Origin of the sequence: Phytoactinopolyspora limicola (assembly GCF_011320225.1) — a bacterium.
Taxonomy (GTDB): domain Bacteria; phylum Actinomycetota; class Actinomycetes; order Jiangellales; family Jiangellaceae; genus Phytoactinopolyspora; species Phytoactinopolyspora limicola.
The window spans coordinates 1-22508 of the sequence record NZ_JAAOEN010000030.1; the positions used below are offsets into that span (position 1 = coordinate 1).

The following is a 22508-nucleotide window of genomic DNA, read 5'->3' on the forward strand; positions in this document are numbered from 1 at the left end:
GGCATCACCACACCACAACTCGCCACCACCTAGCCACACCACAACCCCAACCACCACCCAGACAGGAACACCCTTCCCGAACGACATCACTCACCACCAGCCGCCCCCGTAAAACGCAACAGGCTGTCCTGGGGGTGTAAGTCGCTCATGATCAAGACGGTTGGCAGCTGCGCCTAGGGCTGCACGTGTGCGGTGTTGACGCGACGTCGGATAAATGATTGTCTGACTCAGACAATTAATCTCGATAGATCGGAGCCACGGTGACTATCGATGTTCGGCCGCGTTCGACGGAGTTGGCGAACCAGGCGAACGAGCTGACGCCCGGTGGTGTTCATTCGAATGTGCGCCTGGCCGGGCCGTCGGTCTTTTTCGAGCGTGGGCAGGGTGCGTGGCTCTATGACGCCGACGGGAACGATTACGTCGACTATCTGCTGGGGCAGGGGCCGAACTTCCTCGGGCACGCGCCGCGTCGAGTCAACGAGGCGGTAGCGCGGGAGTCTGCCCGCGGGGCGGTGTTCGGCGCTCAGCATGTGCTGGAGAACCGAGCTGGTGAACTGTTCCTGGATTCAGTGCGGTGGGCCGAGCGGGTGCGTTTCGGCCTGACCGGTACCGAGGCTGACCAGGCCGCGTTGCGCCTGGCCCGGGCCGCCACGGGGAAGAACCGGTTCATCCGGTTCGTCGGTACCTACCACGGGTGGCTGGACAACGTGCTGGTGAAGGTGGCCGACGGCGCGGCACAGCCGGCTAGCCGGGGCCAGCTCGGCCACCACTTGGACGATACATACTTTGTCCCGTTCAACGACCTCGACGCGGTCGAGCAGATACTGACGACGCACGACGACGTGGCCGCGCTGATCATCGAACCGGTGATGTGCAACAGCGCCGCGATCACCCCCAACGACGGGTACCTTGCCGCGCTGCGTCGCCTATGTGACCGCCACGGCGTCGTGTTGATCTTCGACGAGGTGATCACGGGTTTCCGGCTGGCGCTAGGAGGTGCCGCCGAACGATTCGACGTCACTCCCGACCTGGCCGTCTACGGCAAGGCGATGGCCGGTGGGTGGCCGGTGGCCGCGGTGGCCGGTCGGGCCGACATCATGGACGCGTTGATCGACGGGGTGAACCACTCCGGCACCTTCAACTCCTCGATCGCTGCCTGCGCGGCGGTCATCGCAACCCTGACGGAGCTACGCGAGAACCCTCCGTACGAGTCGGTCGAGGCCCATGGGGCGAAGCTGATGGACGTCGTCACCCAGGCCGGGGCCGCGCACGGGCTGCCGCTGCGGGTGCAAGGGTTGCCAGCCGCCTTCCACGTGTCGTTCGGCCCGCCGGACCGGATCGGCGATCACGCCACCGTCGAGGCGAAGCTAGATCTTGCCCGGTACGCCGAACTCGCCGCCGTCCTGGTCGACCACGGCATCTGGGTCGCGCCACGCGGCATCTGGTACGTGTCCGCGGCCCACGGCGAGCGGGAACTCACCGCCACCGTCGATCGGCTCGACTCCGCGCTCGCGGCGGTGGTGGGGTCCCGATGACGGTCACCGACGGCACGATCCTCGCCGAACTGGTCACCGAGCGCGACGGGCCACGGACCGAGCTGGGGGAGAGCCCCCGGTGGGATGGAACCGCCTGGTGGTGGGTAGACGCCGCCGCTGGTCAGGTGTGGACTCGACGCCCGGGCGGCCCGGCGCTGTTGGTTCACGACGCCGGCGGTCGCGTGTCGTTGGTGCAGCCGGCGGTGTCCGGGCGGGTTGTGATCGCCTCTGGTCAGACCCTGCTGGTGGTGGAGGAGGATCCCGCCGGCGACGGGTGGAGGGTTGCCGGAACGTGGTGCCACCTGGGGCTCGACGAAGGCTGGCGGGTCAACGATGGAGTCGCCGACGCCGCCGGGCGGCTGTGGATCGGGTCGATCGCCCCCGAACGCAAGCAACTGGGCGGAACGCTGCTGCGCGTCGATACCGACGGCAGCGTCACCCAGGTCACTACCGGCTTCACCTTGACCAACGGGATGGCGTGGAACGCATCTGGAGACACCCTCTTCCATGTCGACACCTTCGAGCGAACGGTGTGGGCGCATCGGATCGATCCCGACTCCGGCAGCCTGGTCGGCAGCAGACAGGTGCTGACCTTTGCCGACGACGACGGCCTGCCCGACGGCATCGCCACCGACACCGACGACGGGATCTGGGTGGCGATGTACGGGCGCGGCGAGGTGCGTCGGTATTCGGCCGACGGCACGTTGACCCAGGTCATCGGCGTGGAGCCGCCGCAGGCCACGAGTGTGGAACTGGGTGGTCCGGACGGATGCGACATCCTCATCACGACGGCCCGCGAGGGTTATGACGAGGACCGCTCTCGCGCCGAACCGCGGGCCGGCCGGCTGTACCGGGCGCGGTCCTCGACTCCGGGTCTGCCCAAACCGAAGGTGGTTGTCGCCTCGGGGGAGCTGCGGTGAGCGCGCCCCGCCTGGATGGCCAGGTAGCCCTGATCACCGGCGCGTCCCGGGGTATCGGCGCCGCGACCGCTCGGGCGTTCGCCGCCGAGGGAGCCGCGGTGGCCTTGGGCTGTGAACCCGAACCGATGGCTGTCGACCTGGCCGAGAAGGTGGCCGAAGAGTTGCGTGGCGCCGGTGGTCGTGCGGTCGCCATCCCGGCCGACCTGGCCGATCCGGCAGCACCGGACCAGCTGGTGGCCGAGGCGCGGAAGGCTCTCGGCGATATCGACATCGTGGTCAACAATGCCGCGACGGGTCCGCGCACACACTGGCGTGACATTCCACTGCGGGAGTGGGACCACGTGCAGCACGTCAACCTGCGCGCTTCCTGGCTGCTTGCCCGGGCGGCCTACCCGGATCTGCACCGCAGCGAGAACGGGTCGGTGATCAACGTCACCACGGTGATGGCCGAGACCGGCGGGAAGCCGGGAACGTTGGCCTACATCGCCAGCAAGGCCGGGATCGTCGGGCTGACCCGGGCTCTGGCCAGAGAACTGGGGCCGGACGGCATCAGGGTCAACGCGGTGATGCCGGGCGCTATCCGCACCGAGGACGAGATCGAACGGGCGCCCGACCCCGGACCAGTCTTCGAAACCATAACCGCCGTTCAGTCGCTCAAGCGCCGAGGTTTCGCCGATGATATGGCTGGCGCGTTCGTCTTCCTGGCCAGCGCGGAGAGTTCGTTCGTCACCGGTCAAGTGATCAACGTCGATGGTGGATGGGTGCACTACTGACATGAGCGGCACAGACAACTGGACGATCTCCTGGCGCGACAAGAGCTTCCCACCAGATGCCTATGGCCTCGATGCCAGCCGGATCGCTGCCCAGGGCTGGCACCTGGGCCAAGACTTCATGACGCCGGTAGCCGCGCTGACCCGCGACGCGCTGGCCCACAACGCAGCACGAATGCACGCTTACTGCTCGGAGCACGACGTGCGGATCGCTCCGCACGGCAAGACGACCATGTCCCCCGAGATGGTCGCCCTCCAAGTTGAGCACGGCGCGTGGGGCGCCACTGCCGCGACGGCATGGCAGGCCCAGGCACTCGCCGGGTTCGGGGTCCGGCGGGTGCTGATCGCCAACGAGTGCATCGACCCGGTTGGACTCACGATGCTGGCCGGCCTGTTGCGGGACGATCCGGACCTCGAAATCTACGCCTTCGTCGACTCGGTCGCCGCGGTGGAAGCGATGTGCGACGGTTTGCGCGGCGCCCTGGCCCGCCCCTTCCCGGTGCTGGTTGAGGTCGGTGCCGCTGGTCGCCGAGCCGGAGCTCGCGACGTTGACACCGCGGTAGCGGTCGGGTTGGCCGTCGTCGACGCACCGGAACTCGAGCTGGCTGGTGTCGGCTGTTTCGAGGGTGTCCTCGGTGGGGCCCGGGTACCGGAGGTGGTCGACTCGGTGCGTACTTTCCTGGGCATGGCCCGGGGGACTGCCGAGCGGCTGATGCAGATGAACGCGTTCCGGGCAGGTGGCCCGGTGATCCTGACCGGCGGGGGAAGCGCCTTCTTCGATCAGGTCGTCGAGGTGTTCACCGCCGACCGAGAGGAGTACTCGCAGCCGGTGGAGGTCGTGATCCGTTCTGGGTGCTACCTGACTCATGATCACGGCTCTTATGGGGAGGCGTCGCCGTTCGCCGCGACGGACGACAACTTCCGGCCGGCGCTGCACGTCTGGTCTCGTGTCATCTCCACCCCAGAGCCCGGCTTGGCGATCATCGACGCCGGCCGGCGTGACGTCTCGTTCGACTCGCGGATGCCCGTCGTCGTGGCCCGGTACCGTGGCCGCAGCTACGACACCGCCGATCGAGTGCCGGCGTTGGAACGCGTCGTGGTGGACCGGTTGAACGACCAACACGGGTACCTGTTCACCCCGACCGACCAGGACGACGTCATTCGCACCGGCGATCATGTCGTCCTCGGTATCTCCCACCCGTGTACCACGTTCGACAAGTGGCGAACGATCCCGATCGTTGATGACAACCACCACGTCGTCAGCGCAGCCCGCACGTACTTCTGACCACCCATTGTTGATCCGGTTCTTCGTGAAGGAGACGTTCGATGAGTTCGACCGCACAGCAGCTTGCCGCGTTGGTGTCCGCCCCGCCGGCTCCGGTGAAACCCGGCGCCATGATCGAACCGGTCGTGATCGACAACGGCGTCGCCTATATCTCCGGGCAGGTTGCCTTCGACGGCGACGCCGCACCGTTGACCGGCCAGGTCGGCGCAGAAGTCTCGGTGGAGCAGGCCGCCGGTGAGGCGGCCAAGGCGGTCGCGAACGGCCTGTACCGGCTGGCCGACGCGGCCGGTTCGCTGGATGCCGTCGAACGGATGCTGAAGATCACCGTGTTCGTCAACTCCGTCGCCGGGCTCACCGAGCAGCCTCAGGTGGCCAACGGTGCCAGCAAGGCCCTGCACGACATCCTCGGCGACCGAGGCCGGCACGCCCGGTCCGCCGTTGGCGTCGCCAGCCTTCCGCTGGGTGTCTGCGTGGAGGTCGAAATGGTCGCCAAGGTCCGCGTCTGATGCCTTCCGCCAGCATGCGGACCGACGACGGACATGTCCTCGCCATTCAGAACCCGTGACGTGATCCGAGGTGCACTGTGACCCCGCACTACCAAGAGATCCGGGCGGACGCGGATGTCCTCGATTGGGCCGGAACGGTTGATGTCGAACACACGGCGGACTGGTCCCGAGGGTGGCGGCTACCGGTAGACCGGCTGGACCTGTTCCCGAGTGGTCCGCTGAGGACGAGGGCGACGCACCAGGCCGGCATCCGCGTCGTCGTGGAGACCGACGCATCGGCGGTATCAGCGCGGGCCATTCCTCCGGATTCGGACAAGCAGCTGTACGTCGACGTCGTCATCGCCGGTGAGATCGTGGCCTCGCTGCCCGTGGGCGGCGACGGTTCGCTTCCTGAAGCCGAGCTTCCCTCCGGGCACAAAAGGGTCGAGTTGTGGTTGCCGCAAACCGATGACTTCCGACTCGCGTCGGTACACCTCCCCGTCGGCGCGACGGTTGCCAAGCCGGAGCCGTCGAAGCGGCGACGGATCATCGCCTATGGGAGTTCGATCACTCAGTGTGCCGCGGCCGCTTCTCCGGCCCGCACCTGGCCGGCTATCGTCGCCCGCGCCCACGATCTGGACCTGCTGTGCCTCGGCTTCGGTGGGCAATGCCAGATGGATCCCATGATCGGTCGGCTCATCCGCGACGAGCCCGCTGACGTGATCGTCACCTGCCTGGGGATCAACATCTACGGCGCCGGAACATTCAACCGGAGGTCCCTGCTGCCCAACATTCTTGGGCTGATCAGCACGATCCGCGACGGGCACCCCGGCACCCCGATGGTGGTGATGTCTCCGGTGGTCTCCCCGTCCCGTGAGTCACTGGTTGGCAAGACCGAGATGACCTTGTCCGAGGTGCGGGGCCAGGTACACGAGGCTGCCGAGTTGCTCCAACGGTTCGGGGACGGCGACCTGCATTACGTCGACGGCCTTGACGTCCTCGGCGAATCCGACGCCCATCTCCTATCCGATGATGGGCTCCACCCGGGGCCGGAAGGATACGAACACATTGGTCAATCTCTGGTGCCGATAGTGAAAGGTCTCCTGCCCTAGTGTCGTGCACCCTAGTCGCGCGGCCCCTCGTCCAGTTCGGCGAGGATGTCGTCGGCGATGGCCAGAGATGCCGTGGCCGCCGGTGACGGCGCGTTGCGGACCACGAAGATGCGGTCTCTTCGGCTCGTGCGGAAATCGTCGACGAGCGATCCGTCGGCGTTCATCGCTTGGGCGCGGATGCCAGCTGGTGCCGCCGTAACATCTCGGACGGTCAGCTCGGGAACATAGTGGCGGGCACCCCGGACAAAGGCTCGGCGGCTCGCCGAGCCGTACATTTCACGGAGGCCGGCGCGCCAGTTCTGCCGCGCGAATCTCCGGAAGCCTCGCCAGCCAACGAGGGTGCGCAGGGCCCCCAGGTCCACGTCGCGGCGACGGTAGCCCTCGCGGGCGGTAGCGAGGACGGCGTTTGGCCCGATGAAGACCTCGCCGTCAACCCGCGGTGTGAGGTGGACGCCGAGGAACGGGTAGCGGGGATCGGGCACCGGGTAGATGAGGCCGTTGACGAGCGCGCGGCGGTGGGGAACGAGTGCGGCGAATTCACCACGGAAAGGCACGATGCGGGGGAAGGGATCATGCCCAGCGAGAACGGCTAGCGTATCGGCGTGCAGGCCCGCACAGACGACGACGTGGTCGAATGCGCCAAGGTCGGCTTCGGTGCCATCGTGAAGACCCTTGATGACGACCTCGGACGACCGTTGTTGATCGAATCCGGTGACGGTGACACCGGTATGGACCCGACCACCAGCATCCACCGTGTCTTGCAGAAGCTCACGGGTGACGGCCGGGTAGTCGACGATCGCCGTTGTTGGTGAGTGCAGAGCCGCGATGCCGGCGGCGTGGGGCTCGATGGTGCGGAGCTCGTCATGATCGATAAGCCGAACCTTGGAGACGCCGTTCGCGGTCGCGCGGGCCTCGATGTCTTTGAGCCGATCGAGATCGCGCTCGTTCCGGGCGATCAGCACTTTGCCGCATTCGACGTACGGTAGGTCGCGCTCCTGACAATACTGTTGAAGCATCCGAATTCCACGGCGCACGAGCCGTGCCTTGGCCGATCCAGGCTGATAGTAGAGCCCGGCGTGGACCACGCCGCTGTTGCGGCCCGATTGATGTTCGGCCGGACCCGTCTCCTTCTCCAGAATCGTGACCTGGCACCCGGGATGGCGCTGTGTCAACGCCCGCGCGACGGCGGCGCCGACGATGCCGGCACCGATCACGGCGTATCGGCGACCGGCTGGTGCCGCACTCGATGTCATGCTGATCGCAGCACCTTTCCTGGTCGCGCTGGCGTCTGTACTCCGGCATCGATGACCGGCTCGCCGTTCACGATGACATGGTCGATGCCCGACGGTGGCTGGCCCGGGTCGTCGAACGTCGCGTTGTCGATGATGGTGTCCGGGTCGAACACGACGATATCCGCGGCCTGTCCGGGGCGTAGTGTGCCGCGGTCGGTGATGCCGACGCGGTCGGCGACGGCCCCGGTCATCTTGTGTACAGCGCCAGCTAGGACGAGGTCACCGAGTTCGCGGGTGTAGCGGCCGAGAACCCTGGCATGTGCGCCGAAGGCCCGCGGGTGCGGTTTGCGTCCGTGCTGGTCTAACGGGAGCGCCGCCCCGTCTGATCCGATCAGTGTGTACTCGTGGCGGAGGAAGTCCCGCCTGGTCGCTTTCGGTGCGGTAAACAGCACGACCTGGCTGCGGTTGCCGCCGTCACGGCACAACTGCAAGACGTACCGTGCCACCGAGACCAGCTGCGGCCGCAGCCTCCTGGACGGTCACACCCTCGGAAGGATCAAGCACGCCGCGTTCTTCAACGCTGTTCTCCACATCAACCTCCGCTGGGAAGTGGCCGTTGCTGGTCCAAGCTCAGCCGGGTTATCGGGGCACGATCAGATGCACTGCTGGACGGTTTTCGCCGGTTGATGCATCTGATCGTTCTCCGTCCGCTTCGTGAGACGCAATCGGGCGCCCAATGTGCGCCGTTCACCGCGATCAACACGTCGAGCGCGGCAATCGGGCGCCCAATGTGCGCCGTTCACCGCGATCAACACGTCGAGCGCGCATCTGATCACCCCGGTAGAAACGATCAGGTGGCAAAACGGAGATCAGGTGCGGTCAGGGGTGGTTAGACGACGCCGAGGGCGAGCATCGCGTCCGCTACTCGGATGAAGCCGGCGATGTTGGCTCCTGCGACGTAGTTGCCGGGAGCGCCGTACTCGTCGGCGGTTTCGGCGCACCGGTCGTGGATGTTGCGCATGATCTCGGCCAGGCGGTTCTCGGTGTACTCGAAACTCCACGAGTCACGCGACGCATTCTGCTGCATCTCCAGGGCGCTGGTGGCGACACCACCGGCATTGGCGGCCTTGCCGGGGGCGAACAGCACGCCGGCGTCGTTGAAGACCTTGATGCCGTCCGGGGTGGTGGGCATGTTGGCGCCCTCGCCGACGGCCCGGCAGCCGTTCTTGACCAGCATCACGGCATCGTCGGCGGTCAGCTCGTTCTGCGTCGCTGATGGTAGGGCGACGTCACATGCCACCTCCCAGACCGTCCGGCCGGAGATGAACTCGGCGGCGCCCCCGCGTGCTTCGGCGTACTCCGAGATCCGGCCGCGTCGCTCCGTCTTGATCTCCTTGACCAGGTCGAGGTCGATCCCCTTTTCATCGACGACGTAGCCACCGGAGTCGGAGCACGCGATAACGGTCCCGCCGAGCTCCTGCACCTTTTCGATGGCGTAGATGGCGACGTTGCCGGAACCGGACACGACGACGGTTTTGCCGTCGAACGATTCCCCTCTGGTCTTGAGCATCTCGTTGACGAAGAAGGCCGTGCCGTAGCCGGTGGCTTCCCGGCGAACCTGGGAGCCACCCCACGTCAGTCCCTTGCCGGTGAGGACGCCGGACTCGTAGCGGTTGGTCATCCGCTTGTACTGGCCGAACAGGTAGCCGATCTCTCGTCCACCGACGCCGATGTCGCCGGCCGGGACGTCGGTATATTCGCCGATGTTGCGGTAGAGCTCCGTCATCAGCGACTGGCAGAACCGCATGACTTCACCATCGGAGCGGCCCTTGGGGTCGAAGTCTGAGCCGCCTTTAGCGCCGCCAATCGGCATCCCGGTCAAGGAGTTCTTGAAGATCTGCTCGAATCCGAGGAATTTGATGATCCCGAGGTAGACGCTGGGGTGGAACCGCATGCCGCCCTTGAATGGTCCGAGGGCGGAGTTGAACTGCACTCGGAATCCGCGATTCATCTGTACCTGCCCCGCGTCGTCAACCCAGGGAACCCGGAAGATGATCTGACGCTCGGGCTCACACAGTCGGGTGATCACGGCGGCGTCCGCGTACTCGGGATGTTTGGTGACGACCGGACGCAGGCTGTCCAGGACCTCGTGGACGGCCTGGTGGAACTCCTTCTCACCCGGATTGCGGCGCAGCACCGTGTCGTAGATGAGCTGCAACTTCTCGTCGAGACCAGGCATGGTCGAGTGCCTCCGTGGTGGGGGTGGTGGCGCGTTCGCAGGCGGTATCGGTGACCTGAGCGCGGCGTGACCTGATGCCCAGCGCCGGTGGCGGCATCGTGATACCAGGCTAGCTGGGGTGTCGAACTCCGACGACGCCACCCAGTAGTCCGCAATTTGGACATCATGTCTCAATAGTCGGACAGTATCTTGTTTTGCTGCTCCGCCCATCAGCAGGATAGGAAAATGTCCGACTTCATGCTTCTCTCGCCCCGTGCCGGCACCCGCATGCGCGCGGCCAGCATGATGTGTCGCTGATCAGCGGCCCACAGCGTTCGGAACCTATCTAGCATCGCCTGCTTTCAGGCCATTCCAGCGTGCCGGAGCCACCACACTCGACGTGTGGGGGATTCGCCGTGCCACCGATGTCAAGGAGTACACCGTGAATGACCAGTGGTCGTTTGAGACCCGCCAGATCCACGCCGGCCAGCAGCCCGACCCAGCCACCGGAGCACGGGCGCTGCCTATCTACCAGACGACGTCCTATCAGTTCCGGGACACCGAGCACGCGGCCAACCTCTTCGGCCTCGCCGAGCCCGGGAACATCTACACCCGGATCATGAACCCCACTCAGGACGTGGTGGAGCAGCGGCTGGCCAGCCTGGAGGGCGGCGTCGGGGCGCTCCTGCTGTCGTCCGGACAGTCGGCGACGTCGGCGGCGCTTCTCAACGTGGCCGAGGCGGGTGACCACATCGTCGCGTCGGCCAGCCTCTACGGTGGCACCGACACCCTCCTGCGGCACAGCTTTCCGAAGCTCGGCATCCAGGTGACGTTCGTCGACGATCCGAACAATCCGGAGGCGTGGCGGGCGGCGACCACGTCCAACACCAAGGCGTTCTTCGGCGAGACCATCGGCAACCCGAAGGGTGACGTCCTCGACCTGGAAGCGATCGCCGCCGTCGCCCAGGAGGTGGGCGTGCCGTTCGTGGTGGACAACACCATCGCCACGCCGTACCTGCTCAACCCGCTCAAGTACGGCGCCAACGTGGTGGTCCACTCCGCGACGAAGTACATCGGCGGACATGGCACCGCCATCGCCGGAGTCCTCGTGGACGGTGGCAGCTTCGACTACGCCGCCCACGGTGACCGGTTCCCCGGGTTCACCACGCCGGATCCGAGCTACAACGGGCTGGTCTACGCCGATGCCCTCGGCCCGGCCGCATACATCGCCAAGGCGCGGGTTCAGTTCCTGCGCAACCTGGGCTCGGCGATCTCGCCGTTCAACGCGTTCTTGCTGGCCCAAGGGCTGGAGACATTGAGCCTGCGGATCGAGCGGCACGTCCAGAACACAGTGGCGGTAGCCGAGTGGCTGGCCGCCCGCGACGAGGTCGCCTCGGTCAGCTACCCCGGCCTGGTGTCGAGCCCATGGAACTCGCTGGCCCAGAAGTACCTACCCCGCGGCGCCGGCGCGGTTCTGACCTTCGAGCTGGCCGGCGGCCACGATGCTGGGCGGACGTTCATCGACTCGCTGGAACTGTTCAGTCACGTCGCCAACATCGGAGACGTGCGCAGCCTGGCGATTCACCCGGCGAGCACGACACATTCGCAGCTCAACGCCGACGAGCAGCGAGCCGCCGGGGTGACGCCTGGCCTGGTCCGTCTCGCCGTGGGGCTGGAGGGCATCGACGACATCCTGGCCGACCTCGACGCCGGCCTGCGCGCCGCAAAGGGGTAGCCGGGTGCCGGCACAACCAGCGGACGGCCCTCCCACGAGCGGAATCTGGTGGGAGGGCGCGCCGGCTGGTGGACGGAAATTCACCGACGTCGGCGACGTCAAGCTGGAGACCGGGGAAGCGCTCCCTGGGGTGCGGGTGGCCTACGAGACGTGGGGGCAGTTGAACGCGGACGCGTCCAACGCCGTGCTGATCTTGCACGCGTTGACCGGCGACAGTCATGTCATTGGTCCAGCTGGCGAGGGCCACCCAACCGCCGGCTGGTGGCCCGGCATGGTGGGCCCTGGCGCACCGATCGATACCCGTCGTTACTTCGTGGTGGCGCCCAACGTGCTCGGCGGCTGCCAAGGGACCACGGGACCGTCGACGTCGTCCGGTGCTACGCCACCGGCGCCGTGGGGTTCACGTTTTCCGCGGATCACCGTGCGGGATCAGATCGCCGTCGAGGTGCGGCTAGCGGACACGTTGGGCATCGAGCGCTGGGCCGCGGTGCTCGGTGGATCCATGGGTGGGATGCGGGCGGTCGAGTGGGCCGTGACCTGGCCGGAGCGGGTTGACCGGCTGATGCTGCTGGCTACCTGTGCCGCGGCGTCGGCCGAGCAGATCGGCCTGTCGGCCGCGCAGATCCAGGCGATCCGGGCCGACCCCGCCTTCCGAGGTGGTGACTACTACGACGTCCCGCCGGATCGGGGCCCCACCGTCGGCCTCGGGATCGCCCGCCGGATCGCCCACATCAGTTATCGGAGTGAGCCGGAGCTGCAGACCCGTTTCGGGCGAGCGCCGCAGAAGGCCGAGAACCCATACGGCGACGGCCGCTTCGCCGTCGAGTCCTACCTGGATCACCAGGCGGACAAACTCGTCCGCCGATTCGACGCGAACTCATACGTGCGGCTGAGCGAGGCGATGAACACCCACGACGTTGGCCGCGACCGCGGTGGGATCGAATCCGCTTTGGCCCGGGTCAGTGCCCGGACCGTGGTGGCCGGCGTCGACTCCGACCGGCTCTATCCGTTATGGCAGCAGGAGGAGCTGGCCCGGTATATCCCAGGCGCCGGGCCGGTCGCCGTCGTGTCATCGCCCTGCGGACACGATGGATTCCTCGTGGAGACGGCCGCCGTTGGCGCTCTCGTCGCCGATCTGCTGAGCGAATAAGAACCCCCGCGAATAGGGGCACCGGATGGGAATCGGGGCCGGGATCGGAACCTGGAAGCCGTCCGGCAGCGGGCTGTGGGCGGGGGTGGTCGCCGTCGGGCCAGTTATGACCGGGGGTCGGTGACCACTCCGAGAAAGATGATCACGCCGGTCTCCCGGTCGGAGATGGTGAACGCGAACGGTCGGTCTACCAGGAACACGGCCGGGTCGACCGGGGCGCTGCCGTCGCCCGCCGTGCCGGTTACCGCCGCGGCTTCGGTGCCGGTTTCGTCCACCCGGATATACGTCTTGTGTACGACCCGATCGATGAACACGTCGGCGTCGGTCATCGGCGCGAAATCGGCGTCCATCAGGAAAGCTGGCCGCATGCCGAGGGTGATGAGTGCGTCGTTGAGCGTGAGATCCCATTCGAGCTCGAACCGGGGCAGCGCGACCTCATCAAACCCGGTTGCCGTCAGCTCGGCAACGGCGTCCTGCCATTCGGTGGCATCGAGTATGTCCACCACGTCGGCCAGCTCGTGGTCCGGGTTCGGGAGGACCACCTCCATGCCGTATCTCTCGTCGTCGCCGTAGGGCAGCCGCAGCATGCGGTAGCTGTCTCGTATGACGTGCTCGAAGCGCTCGCCGCGAGTGCTCATCGTGGGAACCTCCGGCTGCTCGCCACTCGCCACGGTGAACGGCCGTGGCCGGGTGTGGCCGGGGTCGAATCTGGTGGTCCACTCGCCGAGGAAGTACACCGCATTGAGCAGGACGAACATGGCAGAGTCGGAGGGAAGGCCGAGGTCATTGGCGATCTCGTCGATCCTGCCCTCGGTGCGTTCGTCCACCCAAGCGTCGATCTCCTCCATCGTCTCTGGTGCGGTGAAGTCGACCTCCTCGACCACGGCGCCGAGGCCGCCAGTGACGTAGTCGAGATAGTCCTGTTTGAGGTCGACTCCATCGCGCACCCATGCGGCATTGGCGATCGACAACGTCACGTCGTCGGTGTCCGCCAACGTGCGGACCAGCGCGCCGAGGCGGGTGTCGTGCGGTTCGTCCAGATGCAGTGTCGCGGCTACCGCGTCGGCGGTATCACCTCCGGTGCCAGCCAGCACCATCGACAGCAGCGTGAAGACGGAGACCGGTGAGGTGATGACGTTCTCGGTGCCGTCGGTCACCTCCGCGAGCACGTCGAACCCGAAGGTGTTGACCGACTCTCCGACCTGCCGTATGTCGTCGCTTCCGACGTGGGCGACGAGATCACTATCGATCCGCGCGGCGTCGCCGGGCAGACTCGACGTGCCACAGCCCGCCAGGGCCACGGTGACGGCCATCACGGCGGCCGTCATGCCGGCGGGGGTTCTCATGCGCACGAGCCAGCCTCCAGGTCATCCAAGATCTACAGCCGTTCGACGCCGCCGCCGGCGCTGCGGTTCCCCTTCCGCGAGCGCGTGGAGCCCAGCGGCGGACAAGAATCGATAACGACATCTATCGGTTGTTGATCACGCCTCGTACGCTCTGGTGCCTATATATATCCAATGCGACGAGTGTGCTGGTTCCTTGAGGGGGCTCGGGAACCATCGACACAGGTGGGGGCATCATGGATGAGAACGGGACGTCGGCCGAGCAGTGGTACCGGCGGCGTGGATCACAGATCGCGGTAGCGGCGGCGCTGGCTCTAGTGGTCGGCCTCGGGATCGGTGGGACCTCCGCCGCCGACTCTGGTGCGGCCGACCGGGCCGCAGAGTTGCAGTCGGAGCTGGGGGCGGCCCAGGCTGACCTCGACGAGGCTAAGAGCGCGCTCGAGGCGACGGAGACCGAACTCGACGAGACCAGAGAAGCACTCGATGGCTCGGTGTCGCCGGACGACGTCGGCCGGCTCGAAGAACACATCACTGAGCTCGAAGGTGAACGGGAGTCGTTACTCGGGGAGCTCGACGAACGCGAAGAGGAACTTGCTGCCCGAGAAGAGGCGCTGGACGACCGCGAGGCGGAGCTGGACGAGCGTGCGCAGGCCCTCGCCGACGCGGAACGCGAACCACCGGCGGCTGAACCCGAACCGGAGCCGGAACCCGAACCGGAGCCCGAGCCCGCCGGCGGTTGTGGCTCCGGGCAGGTCGACATCAACAGTGCTGGGCTGCAGGAGCTTCAGCGGATCTATCAGGTCGGTCCCGACCGGGCGCAGCAGATCGTCAACCTCCGACCTTTCGCTTCGGTGGACGCGTTGACGCGAGTGAGCGGTATCGGGCCCGGCCATCTCAATGGCATCAAGGGTCAAGGACTCGCCTGCGTGAACTAGTGCAGGGCTGGTGTGTCGCGCCGGAGGGCCGGCGCGACACGCCAGCCAAGCTAGGTCTTTCGGTCATCTCCCGACGGGGGCGCGAGCGTTCGGAAGGGCTCCGTTCGTGGCGTCCGTCGTCGCGCGGGCGCCCTCGGGTTGAGTATCCGATTGACATCCTTACGCCCGTAAGGCATTCTGGTCGTCGTACCTATTCCTTACAGGTGTAAGTTTGCGGGCTGGGTCGACCGCACACAACGAACGGCTCACCGCAACGAACCCCTTCCGGCGAGAAAGGAAGATCCCAATGCCAATGCCGCGATGGTGGGGGCGGATCAACAAGCGGGTGTTCAACCCGCCGGCGATCGCCAGCGGGAAGCGGCCGGTGTTGACCCATGTCGGCCGTACCTCTGGTCAGACGTATCAGACGCCGCTCGACGCACATCCCGTCGACGGTGGCTATCTGTTCATCCTGGTCTACGGATCGGGAGCCGACTGGGTGCGCAACGTCCTGGCCGCCGGAGGTGCGCGACTGCGGGTCGACGGGCACGAGATCGAACTCGGTGCACCACGTGTCGTCGGCACAGATGAGGCGTTCCAGGCCCTCGCGGATGACGTGGCGCGCCCACCGAGGCTGTTCCGCATTACCGAGTTCCTCCGCATGGACCTGGTCGCCCGCTGAATCGATCGGAGGCCAGCATGCCGCGTCGGGCTGGTCGAGTGAATCCTTCGACGGTGAGTGAGCTGCGGTCGGTACGACGCGCCGACGGGTCAGGTGTCGTCGCTGCTGTCGGCGATGTCGTCGGCGGTGAGCGCGTCGTCATGGGTGAGTTGGTAGCGCCAGTAGCCGGTGAAGGCGACGGCCCGCTTGACCTGTTGGTCGGGGGCCACCGGCCGGAATCGGTCGAGGCCGTCGCCGCCGAGCGTGATCCGGCGCATCCGTGGTGTGACGTGGTGAGCGGCCACGACGTGCGGTTCGCTGTAGGACAGGGTAACGGTGGTCATGGTGTGTGGAGTCTCCTCATCCACCGCGCCCGGCGCGGTTGGTGACGGTCAACAACCAGAGCAAGTAGGGAGCGCCGACGATCGCGGTGACGACCCCCACCGGCAGTTGCAGCGTGGGCAGCGCGTGTTGGCCGGCGAGATCGGCGCTGGTCATGATCAGCGCGCCGACGAGAGCGGCGGGCACAAGTGTGGTGCCGTCTCCGCCGATTAGGCGACGTGCGATCGGGCCGGAGACGAAGGCGACGAACACCACCGGACCAGCCGCGGCGGTCGCCACCGCGGCCAGCCCAACGGCCACCGCGATCAGCGCGAGCCGAGCCCGCTCGACCGGCGCGCCGAGGGCGCGTGCGGTGTCGTCGCCTAGGAGCAGCACCCGAAGCTGCCGCCCGGCCAGCAACGCCAGCGGGATCAGGATGGCGACGGCCGAGGCCAGGATCTGCACGGTTGGCCAGGTCTTCGCGTTGAGGCTGCCGGCGAGCCACCCCAGGGCCTGCCGTGCTTCGTAGACGTCGGACCGGGTCAGACAGTACGAGACGACACTGGTCATGACGGCGGCCACAGCGATGCCCACGAGTACCAGCCGATAGCCGCTGACACCGTGTCGCCAGGCGAGGCCGTAGATGGTCGCCGTTACTCCGAGCGCGCCGGCCACCGCGGCAACCGACACCGCGTAGCCGTCCAGCCCGAGCACCAGCAGGGCGATCACCGCCGCAGCCGCCGCGCCCGGTGTGATGCCGATGATGTCCGGGCTGGCCAGCGGGTTGCGCAGCAGGCTCTGGAATACCGCGCCGGACAGACCCAGCGCCGCCCCGGCCATGACCGCTACGAGTGCCCGGGGCAGCCGCAACTGCTGGACGATGTAGGTGGTCCCGTCGTCGGCGTTCCCAGTCAGCGCCCCCAGCACAGCGGTCAGCGAGACGTCGACGTCACCGATGGACAGGGCTGCGCCGAATGCGACGCCGCAGGCCCCGAGCAGTGCGACGCAGACGGTGGCGACGCGGTGGTGGTGACGCCGCCGGGACAGGTCCCCGTGGTGTGCGACGGACCGGCTGTGGTTGTTGGTGGCGGTGGTCATCACAGTTCCCGGAGCCGTCGTCGGCGGACCAAGACGATGAAGAAGGGTGCCCCGATGAAGGCGAGCGTGATCCCCACCTGCAACTCGCCGGGACGCGCGACGACGCGGCCGGCCAGGTCTGCCGCCAGGACCAGCACTGGTGCGATCAGCAACGAGTACGGCAACACCCATCGGTGATCCGGTCCGGTGATCTGCCGGGCGATATGAGGGACCACCAGGCCGACGAACCAGATGGGCCCGGCGATCGCGGTGGCGGCTCCACACAGCACTACCGCCGCACCTGTGCAGACCACGCGGGATCGGCCGACATGTTGACCGAGTGCACGTGCGGTGTCCTCGCCCAGGGACAATCCGTTGAGCAACCGCCCAGCCAACAGGGCGACAACGGCACCGACGGCGATGAACGGTGCCACCTGCACGATGAGGTCGAGCCGCCGGCCGACCAGTGAACCCACGGTCCAGAAGCGATGTTCATTGAACGTCGCGGTGTCGGCGAGCAGGATGGCCGTGGTGATCGAGGTGAGCGCGGTGGTCATGGCCGCGCCCGCCAGGGCCAGCTTGACGGGGGTCGCTCCGTCGCGGCCCATGGCCCCAATCGCGTAGACCAGCACGGCGGTGGCCGCGGCACCGGCGAAGGCGAACCAGATGTAGCCGAACGCGCTGGTGATCCCGAACACGCTGATCGCACAGACCACGGCGAGTGCCGCGCCGGCGTTGACACCGAGCAGCCCAGGGTCGGCCAGCGGGTTGCGGGTGACCCCCTGCATGATGACCCCGGCCAGGCCGAGCGCCGCTCCGACCAGCAGACCCGCGATGGTGCGGGTCAGGCGGAGGTCAGTGACGACGCGGTGGTCGGAGTTGGTGGGGTCGTGGCGCAGCAAGGCGTCGACGACGGTGCCGGCGTCGATCGAGCGGCCGCCGAGGAACAGGCTGGCGACGGATACCACCACCACGGCCGCGCCGAGTCCGGCCAGCCCCAGGAACAGCCGCCGCCGGGGGTGTGCCGGTGGTGGTGGCGCGGCCTGAGGACGGGCCGATGGAGCCAGCGGGTGCGGGGTCACCGGTGGTTCACCCGTTGGCGTCCTCGAGGTACGGCAGCAACCTGTCCAACGCGTACGGGATAGACAACGGAGACGGCGTGTTCAAGGCCACGATGGTGGCGTAGTCGAGAACCGCCACGGTGCCGGGGAGCTGGTCGAAACCGGGTATGTCGGTGAGATCGTCTTCATCGCCGCCGTTCACCAGGAACGCCAGAAGATCGGCCCGCAGAAGGTCGGCCCGTTCGGTGGCGACGTTGAGCCGGGCCTGGCTGGCGTTCTCGGCCTCGCTGACCACCGGGGGATACAGCTGCATGCCGAGCTGTTGGAAGAAGACGCTGGATCCGTCGTCCTCGTCCGCGACGATGTACATCGAGTCGCCGACGATGTACTGAGCCAGGGCGAAGGTCTGACCGGCCAGGCCGCGGAGGTCGGCGGCCACGTCGGCGACCCGGCGGTCCACCGCGTCGATCACGGAGGTTGCGCGTTCGACGTCGCGGAGGATGTCGCCGGCCACATCCACTAGGTCGTGCCATGGGGACACCTGACCGCTGTCCAGCGAGGCCACCGTCGGAGCGATACCCGACAGGAGGGTGTAGGTCTCGTCGTCGGCGATCGTGAAGGTGCCCACGATCAGGTCTGGCTCCAGGGCGGAGATCTGCTCGAACGGCAGGCCATCCACCGTGGTCAACGCCGCCGCGTCGGCGGGAAGCTCCTGCCACGGGGTGATGGAGTCCGGCAGGTAGCTGTCGATGGTGTGGCCGACCGGCTCAACACCCATAGCCAGCATCACGTCGGTCCATTGCGAGTCGATGGTGACGACTCGTTGTGGAACGGCGTCGATCACGGTGGTGCCGAACCGGTGCGTGACGGTCACCGCGTCGGCGTTGCCTCCGCCTTCCGTTGTGGTGTTGTCGCCCGCCTCGACCGTGGTGGTGTCGCCGGGATCGGCATCGTCGGATCCGCAGGCGGCAACACCGGTCATGATCAGCGCGCCTAGCGCCACGAACATGGACCGGCGCAGAGAAGTCCCGAGGTTCATGAAGGTCAGCCTAACCTAAATTAGGGGACCCTCTCCGCTTGCCTCCATGGCGTCGCCCCAGGGGCTCCTTTCGGGGATGTCCCTGGCGCGACGCGCTCGGTGGTCAGCCCTGGCGGGCCTTGAATCGAGGATTCTGTTTGTTGATGACGAAGAGCCGGCCGCGGCGGCGGACAACCTGAGCGCCAGGCTTGTTCTTCATCGACTTCAGGGAGTTGCGTACCTTCATCGGACCCTTCCGTTCTGTCGGCGGCCACGCATGCGGCTTGACGCTAGAGTATAACGAGACCGATTATCAAATATTCCGCACGCCGTCTGCCGGGCCTATGGTGCGGCCAGGTGGAGTGCCGCTGCGAAGTCACCGGCCATAGGGTCGACCCCATGGCACTGATTCACAAGGCAACGATGACGCCCACCAAGAAGGAGTTGCTGGCCGATTGGTTGCCAACTCGAGGTTGGTGGCCCGGAGGTGGCGGGCCCCACGTGGTCGGCGCGTACCGGCTGGATGATCCGGAGGGTGAGGTCGGCATAGAGGCGATGCTCGTTGCCTCGCCGGACGGAGCGCTCCTCCACGTCCCCTTGACCTACCGCGGCGCCGCACTGCCCGGCGCCGAATCGTTCTTGGTCGGCACGTCGGAACACTCGGTCCTGGGCACCCGCTGGATCTACGACGGCTGCGGAGACCCCGTGTGGGCAGCGCAGACGGCGGCCGTCATCCTGTCTGGCGGAGCCCAGGCGGAGGAGACGGTGGACGCCGGCGACGGCACCCGGAAGCGGCGGGAACCGAGTGTCCGGGTCGACGCCAGCGGTGGTGGCGCCGTCGACGTCGGAAACATCGACGCGGTGACGGCCCGCGACGACGGCCCCACCACACTCGTGCAAGCCGGTGACCTGGAAATCGTGCTGGTGCGCGTCGTCGGGACCGATGTCAGCGCGCCGCACACCCTCACGGGCCGGTGGGCCGATGGCGGGCCGTCCGTGCTCGCCGGTGTGCGAACCTGAGCGTGCATCGCCGCGGTCGATAACGGTGGAGGGCTTTCCGCGCAACGGTGGAAGGTAGTACCTGCTCTGGCGAGGACAACCCTCCACCGTTGTGCGAAAAACCCTCCACCGTTGCGCTAACGCTCGAAAGCCCTATAGCGCATGTCTGCCGGGCGCCGTCAACCGCACCGGATGCTGGCGGGTAGTAGGCCCGCCTTAAGCTCGTCCCCTTTCTACGAAACGGACGAGGACGATGGTTGTGCGAGTGTCGGCTGGCCGGCGCCTTCGGGCCGGTGTGGTGACGGTGATGTGTTCGGCGTTCGTCGTGGTGTCATGCACCGGCGACGACGGCTCGTCTGCCAGTGACGGCGCCGATACCGAGTCGGCCGGAGCGGACTCGTCCCTCACGATGACCGAGGTGACCGCGGAACTCCTGGATGGTGCGGTCAGCCTGACCTGGGACCCGGTCGGCGAGGCCACACGGTACGTCGTTGGCGGCGTCGACGGCGAGGTCGAGGTTCCCGCCAACATCTGCGCGGAGAGCTGTGCGCTCACGCTGCTGGCGCAGAACATCGGTGCGGACGGGGCGATCTCGGTCAGTGCGGCCACCGACGACGGTGCCGCGTCCGAACCATCCGTTGTCGTGGTCGAGTTGCCAGCCCAGCCGGACGACGAGGCTGAGTTGAGTGAGGACGACCTCGAGGTACTCCTCGTCCACAGTTGGGATCCCACGGAGGACAACTCTTCCCCTGACGTGGAGGTCGTGCCCGTCGACTCGCTCGAGGAAGCCGAACGGGTCATTGAGGAGGCGATGGGGCCGGACTCGGGTGTCATATCGGCCTCGTTGAACCTGCCCGTCGACAACTCGGCCGACAGCAGTGCCGCCAGTGCGTCGGGCTCGGCGTTGGCCACCTGGTACGCCGATGCGATGAGGTACGACGTGTTGCCGGGCAATCCCCGTGGAGAAGGTATCGTCGTCGGCACGATCGAGGCGGTGGGGGTCGACGCGAGCCACCCCTCGTTGGCCGGGGCCGTACGAGACGGCCGCCACGTCGACTACTGGCTTCTTGCTAACGCCAACTCCGACGATGGCGCCGACGATGGCGATGGCGACCAGGCTGCGGCGGCCTCTGACGGCGTGCACAACGGGGTCTCCAATCCGGGGGTTCACGCCACCGCCGTCGCCTCCGTCGTCGTCGGTCAGCCCGCGGGTGCGGTTCCGGGTATCGCCCCGGGTGCCGAGATCTACCCGATCAACATCGGTGACGGATCCGAGGCCGACATGGTGCGCGGCATCATCATGGCCGTCGACGCCGGGGTCGACATCATCAACATCTCGATGGTGCTCGGATGTAAGTCGGTCCTGTGGTTGACCAATTGCCCGACCGGTGTCGCGGCGGCGACGGACTACGCCGAAAGCAAAGGTGTCATCGTTGTCGCCGGTGCTGGCAACAACGGCGCTGGCGAAGGCTGTGGTGGGTCGACCAACGCTGACCTGTGGCCGGCGGTCCTTGACACGGTGATCTCCGTTGGTGGCTACGCGCCGTCCGGTGAGGTGTATTCCTGTTCCCCCGACCGGCCGGACGTCGATGTGCTGGCACCAGCGGTCCGGATGTTGATCGCCGACGTCGATCGGCAGGATACGAGCAGCAAGTACGCGGTCGGCAGCGGGACGTCGTTCGCGGCGCCGCTCATCAGCGGACTGTTAGCCATCGTGCTGGCCGAGCGGCCCGATCTCACTCCCGCGCACATCCGCTCGCTGATGCCGCTGTGGCGGGACGAGGCGGGCCGGATCGACGTCGTCGCAGTGCTGGCGTGGTTGGGTCTCGTCGACGATCCAACTGAGCTCGGTCTGGAGGACCTCGCCGCCGTGACGCCGTACACGGTGCGGCTGGACTTCGACCGCACCGAGCCGATAGCCGGCCTCGTGGATCGAGTGTCGCATCTGCCCGAGATCGTCACCACCCACGCCTGGCGTGGCCAGCATCGTGACAAGCGCGAAGGGGTGTGGAACTACACCGACCACAGCGTCTGGGAGATCACCGGCACCATCTTCCTGCTCGAAGACGGCAGTGTCGAGGCCACCGGCGCATGGCGGGGTACCTGGCCAGGCCGGGACGGCAAACCTCGTACCCCCGGAATGATGGTGCTCGACGGGTACCAGGCGTGGTGCCACGTGCCGATGATGAAGGGTGTCAGATGGCCGACCAAGGCGGTGCGCTGGGACATTCCCGTGCTGGTCGACGCGGGGCTGGTGCCCGGAACCAATCAGCCCGGGCGGCCACCGGAGTTCGAGCTGAGCTTCTCCCTCGGCGAAGGCGCCACCGCCGACGAGGCGGGAGTGCTGCCCCTGCTCAATCTGCTCTATAACGACCTGGACCGGTGTGAGGGGTACATCGGGCTGCATACGTCGGCCGCCCTCGACAGCCCGTGGCCTGAGATCACCCCCGTCTACGCGGAGTACTTCGACACGGTGCAGGAGATCAACGAAGAGTTGATCGCGGCCAGTCCTTTCACGCTGGATTCGCCACTTGTCTTCTCCGGTGATGGAACGGCGTCCGTCGTCGAGAACCCGGACATCGGTGTCGAGTACAACACCGACCCGGCGTGTCAGACGATAGGTTACAAAGCGGGCCGCTGGCTGTGTTGATCTGCTGGTTCGCGGCCGGTGT

Annotated in this window: 21 protein-coding genes; 12 read left to right on the forward strand and 9 right to left on the reverse strand. The window is 67.0% G+C overall.

The annotated features are described in order from the left end of the window. The first annotated feature begins 260 nt into the window (after positions 1-260). The 6 genes from G8760_RS29060 (at position 261) to G8760_RS29085 (ending at position 6107) form a co-directional block, all read left to right on the forward strand. Entirely contained in the window at positions 261-1535 is a 1275-nt protein-coding gene (locus tag G8760_RS29060) for an aspartate aminotransferase family protein (protein ID WP_166356313.1), read from the forward strand. Then, positions 1532-2455, forward strand: coding sequence for an SMP-30/gluconolactonase/LRE family protein (locus G8760_RS29065; protein WP_166356314.1), 924 nt, complete (start codon positions 1532-1534; stop codon positions 2453-2455). Before G8760_RS29060 ends, G8760_RS29065 begins: the two co-directional genes overlap by 4 nt. Next, positions 2452-3228 (forward strand): SDR family NAD(P)-dependent oxidoreductase, encoded by a 777-nt coding sequence (locus G8760_RS29070; protein WP_166356315.1) that lies wholly within the window; start codon positions 2452-2454, stop codon positions 3226-3228. Before G8760_RS29065 ends, G8760_RS29070 begins: the two co-directional genes overlap by 4 nt. A 1-nt stretch (position 3229) precedes the next feature. Further along, a complete protein-coding gene (locus G8760_RS29075) occupies positions 3230-4510 on the forward strand; it encodes a type III PLP-dependent enzyme domain-containing protein (RefSeq protein WP_166356316.1) in 1281 nt (426 codons plus the stop codon). A 41-nt stretch (positions 4511-4551) separates the two neighbouring features. After that, complete coding sequence (locus tag G8760_RS29080) at positions 4552-5016, forward strand: RidA family protein (protein ID WP_166356317.1); 465 nt, start codon at positions 4552-4554, stop codon at positions 5014-5016. A gap of 77 nt (positions 5017-5093) precedes the next feature. After that, on the forward strand, positions 5094-6107 hold the full coding sequence (locus G8760_RS29085) for an SGNH/GDSL hydrolase family protein (protein WP_166356318.1): 1014 nt from the start codon (positions 5094-5096) through the stop codon (positions 6105-6107). An 11-nt stretch (positions 6108-6118) separates the two neighbouring features. On the opposite strand, the gene lhgO is transcribed toward G8760_RS29085, so the two are convergent. The 3 genes from lhgO to gdhA all read right to left on the reverse strand — a co-directional run bounded on the left by lhgO (position 6119) and on the right by gdhA (position 9578). After that, positions 6119-7360, reverse strand: coding sequence for an L-2-hydroxyglutarate oxidase (gene lhgO, locus G8760_RS29090; protein WP_166356319.1), 1242 nt, complete (start codon positions 7358-7360; stop codon positions 6119-6121). Beyond that, entirely contained in the window at positions 7357-7845 is a 489-nt protein-coding gene (locus G8760_RS29095; RefSeq protein WP_166356320.1) for an amidohydrolase family protein, read from the reverse strand. Before G8760_RS29095 ends, lhgO begins: the two co-directional genes overlap by 4 nt. 383 nt (positions 7846-8228) lie before the next feature. Then, entirely contained in the window at positions 8229-9578 is a 1350-nt protein-coding gene (gene gdhA, locus G8760_RS29100; RefSeq protein WP_166356321.1) for an NADP-specific glutamate dehydrogenase, read from the reverse strand. 421 nt (positions 9579-9999) lie between these two features. On the opposite strand from gdhA, the gene G8760_RS29105 reads away from it, so the two are divergent. Next, positions 10000-11292, forward strand: a complete 1293-nt coding sequence (locus G8760_RS29105; protein ID WP_166356322.1) for a bifunctional o-acetylhomoserine/o-acetylserine sulfhydrylase — start codon at positions 10000-10002, stop codon at positions 11290-11292. Between the two features lie 4 nt (positions 11293-11296). Further along, entirely contained in the window at positions 11297-12442 is a 1146-nt protein-coding gene (gene metX / locus G8760_RS29110) for a homoserine O-acetyltransferase MetX (protein WP_166356323.1), read from the forward strand. A gap of 104 nt (positions 12443-12546) precedes the next feature. On the opposite strand, the gene G8760_RS29115 is transcribed toward metX, so the two are convergent. Further along, positions 12547-13788 (reverse strand): serpin family protein, encoded by a 1242-nt coding sequence (locus G8760_RS29115; protein ID WP_166356324.1) that lies wholly within the window; start codon positions 13786-13788, stop codon positions 12547-12549. Between the two features lie 233 nt (positions 13789-14021). On the opposite strand from G8760_RS29115, the gene G8760_RS29120 reads away from it, so the two are divergent. Both G8760_RS29120 and G8760_RS29125 read left to right on the forward strand, forming a co-directional pair. Further along, positions 14022-14720: a ComEA family DNA-binding protein gene (locus G8760_RS29120; protein WP_166356325.1), complete on the forward strand. Its 699-nt coding sequence runs from the start codon at positions 14022-14024 to the stop codon at positions 14718-14720. 286 nt (positions 14721-15006) lie between these two features. Beyond that, a complete protein-coding gene (locus tag G8760_RS29125) occupies positions 15007-15381 on the forward strand; it encodes a nitroreductase family deazaflavin-dependent oxidoreductase (RefSeq protein ID WP_166356326.1) in 375 nt (124 codons plus the stop codon). 89 nt (positions 15382-15470) lie between these two features. On the opposite strand, the gene G8760_RS29130 is transcribed toward G8760_RS29125, so the two are convergent. From G8760_RS29130 to ykgO, 5 genes are all read right to left on the reverse strand, one after another. Beyond that, positions 15471-15704, reverse strand: coding sequence for a siderophore-interacting protein (locus G8760_RS29130; protein WP_166356327.1), 234 nt, complete (start codon positions 15702-15704; stop codon positions 15471-15473). Positions 15705-15720: 16 nt separating this feature from the next. After that, positions 15721-16779, reverse strand: coding sequence for a FecCD family ABC transporter permease (locus G8760_RS29135; protein WP_166356328.1), 1059 nt, complete (start codon positions 16777-16779; stop codon positions 15721-15723). After that, positions 16779-17840, reverse strand: coding sequence for a FecCD family ABC transporter permease (locus tag G8760_RS29140; RefSeq protein WP_246222729.1), 1062 nt, complete (start codon positions 17838-17840; stop codon positions 16779-16781). Before G8760_RS29140 ends, G8760_RS29135 begins: the two co-directional genes overlap by 1 nt. A gap of 7 nt (positions 17841-17847) precedes the next feature. Then, entirely contained in the window at positions 17848-18858 is a 1011-nt protein-coding gene (locus G8760_RS29145; protein ID WP_166356329.1) for an ABC transporter substrate-binding protein, read from the reverse strand. Positions 18859-18961: 103 nt separating this feature from the next. Then, positions 18962-19084: a type B 50S ribosomal protein L36 gene (gene ykgO / locus G8760_RS29150; protein WP_166356330.1), complete on the reverse strand. Its 123-nt coding sequence runs from the start codon at positions 19082-19084 to the stop codon at positions 18962-18964. 152 nt (positions 19085-19236) lie between these two features. Here ykgO and G8760_RS29155 point away from each other — a divergent pair, with 152 nt between their 5' ends. Together G8760_RS29155 and G8760_RS29160 are read left to right on the forward strand one after the other, a co-directional pair. Beyond that, positions 19237-19857 (forward strand): CG0192-related protein, encoded by a 621-nt coding sequence (locus tag G8760_RS29155; RefSeq protein ID WP_166356331.1) that lies wholly within the window; start codon positions 19237-19239, stop codon positions 19855-19857. A gap of 232 nt (positions 19858-20089) precedes the next feature. Next, positions 20090-22486, forward strand: a complete 2397-nt coding sequence (locus G8760_RS29160; RefSeq protein ID WP_166356332.1) for a S8 family peptidase — start codon at positions 20090-20092, stop codon at positions 22484-22486. Positions 22487-22508: the final 22 nt, after the last annotated feature.